Source organism: Phyllobacterium bourgognense (genome assembly GCF_003337575.1).
Lineage (GTDB): Bacteria > Pseudomonadota > Alphaproteobacteria > Rhizobiales > Rhizobiaceae > Phyllobacterium > Phyllobacterium bourgognense.
The window spans coordinates 1-2098 of sequence record NZ_QPJM01000052.1; the positions used below are offsets into that span (position 1 = coordinate 1).

The window sequence follows — 2098 nt, forward strand, 5'->3', positions numbered from 1 at the left end:
ACTTTCGCCAAACGGTCAAAGTCCCTGAACCGGGCCGAAAAAGCCTGATGTGCCGCAGCAGCGGCGTCACGTTGTTGAATGATGTGGGCAGGCACAGCTGTGCCGATTGATATCAGTTTCACGGATTGAGACATCGACACTCCTTGGTGACATTGTCTCTGCAATCGACGCGGCACAAGTGCTGCCACGAGGACCCTGCAGGACACATCTCTTCGACAACACCTGACCGGTACGGTTATTCGGCATGTCTACTTCCAAATGGAAGCATCCGGTCTGGCGAAGTTATCTTCAACGTAAAATCAGTATGATGATCTTCGTATTATACGTTGGTTTAGCGCCCATAACTGTATTTGATCCCAGGCATTGGACAGTATTCAAAAATCAAGCAAACGCGCTTCGCAGACCGGTGGCCACCGCGGGCGGCGTGTTGACGTCGATCGGCGGTGGCTGCCGGGACTCTCAGCCCCTGTGGCACCGAAGCGTCCGTTACCCGGATTGAACGGATAGATAGTTTGAGCCGCACATTCACCATCGCGAGATTCAAATGCGCTGCGTTTCCGGCCAGCAAATGTAAAATCGATTTTTCGTTTATGTAGAGTATACCAACGTATACTTATGCATCGGACAGTTTGGATGTACTTCTCAAGTTGCGCCCGTCATAAACCTCGACGGGACTGGTAGTTCCCCGGCTACCATACTTCGACGTTTCCGCCCGTTGAAGTGCGGCCGTCCAGGCCCGCAAAAGACCGTCCGACCCCCTCCGGACGGTCTTTTGTCTTCATGCCCTCAGCTTTACCGTTCACCTTCCCACATCGCTGGAGGCGTCCAATACCAGGCACTACTATACAACTGTATAACCGCATACATCCGAAGCATAATTTCATTTCGCCAAAGCCAATGTAACATGGCATCCATGAAAAACCTTATAACCCATAGAGCAGCTGCCGTTGCTGTCTCCATCATGATTTCCGCAGGTTTCGCGCCCGGCCATAGGACTTCTGTCCCGATCGCCGCTGATCAAACGCGGCCCATGGACAAGACTTCTGGACACGGCAGCAAGTACCATCGAAGCAACACTCGTAACCTCTTCCCGGAATGGGAGAACAATATTTGGGAGGATCAGGTCTGGAACGGGCTTGGTTAATTCGACCCCGCGCGTCCGCGCCCCGTAAACCCGCCGCTGAGCGGCCAACAGATGGAATGACAATGACAAATAGTCCAAAAGACCGAAAGGCACTGGCGACTGCGAGCCGGATGAAGGACCTTGAGCATAAAATCCACGATCTGGAAGTTGATCTCGGCAGTGCGGTCGAAATCGCATATCTGCGCGGCGCCACTGAATGGGTCCGTATCAATTACCCATCCCAATACAAGCGGCTGCACATGCAATTTGACAGCTGCGCGGCTTGAAGCAAGGCCGTCGAAATGTACGTTCAGCTCGGCTTCGACGGACCGCCGGCCTGGTGCTGCTCCCAACACTCGCTGTCGTGCTGCGGCAACGTCAAATCAGGCACTACCTGTTCAAGACAGGCCGAAGCGCCTCATAGGTCTTGACGAGTTCAGCCAGGGTTCGCACACCCATCTTTTCCATCAGATGGCCGCGATGAATTTTGACAGTTATCTCACTCAGGCCAAGTTTGCCTGCGATCTGCTTGTTCATCAGGCCGCTTGTCACCAGAGCGATTACCTCACGCTCCCGACTCGTCAGGCTCTCGTACCGCTTCACCAGCGCCGATAGTTCGCCATCGCTCGTCCGACGAGCCCGATCAAGCACGAGCGCATTGGAGACCGCATCGAGCATGTCCTGGTCGCGGAACGGCTTGGTGAGAAAGTCGATGGCCCCGGCCTTCATCGCCCGAACCGACATGGGGACGTCACCGTGGCCGGTCATGAAGATGATGGGAATATTGTTGCCAAGGTTGGCGAGCTTGTCCTGAAAATCGAGACCGCTGACGCCTGGAAGGCGAATATCGAGGACAAGGCAGCTTGCGGCGGCAACCGTCGCTGGAAGCTCAATGAGTGCCGACGTAGAGCCGAACAGTTCCACACGCATGCCGACCGAGCGGAAAAGATTGCCTAGCGCTTCTCTCAGGTGCGC

Annotated in this window: 2 protein-coding genes; one reads left to right on the forward strand and one right to left on the reverse strand. The window is 54.9% G+C overall.

All coding sequences use genetic code 11. The features are described from left to right. Nucleotides 1-1206 precede the first annotated feature (1206 nt). Nucleotides 1207-1410 (forward strand): hypothetical protein, encoded by a 204-nt coding sequence (locus tag C7476_RS28005; protein ID WP_147274765.1) that lies wholly within the window; start codon nucleotides 1207-1209, stop codon nucleotides 1408-1410. Between the two features lie 103 nt (nucleotides 1411-1513). Here the strand turns inward: C7476_RS28005 and C7476_RS27725 are convergent. Beyond that, nucleotides 1514-2098 (reverse strand): response regulator transcription factor (locus C7476_RS27725; RefSeq protein WP_147274766.1); only part of this gene is annotated, 585 nt, incomplete at its 5' end.

Bases quoted from the DNA above. Each gene is read 5' to 3' on its own strand.
- C7476_RS28005 (WP_147274765.1), top strand. From the start codon at position 1,207: ATGACAAATAGTCCAAAAGACCGAAAGGCACTGGCGACTGCGAGCCGG.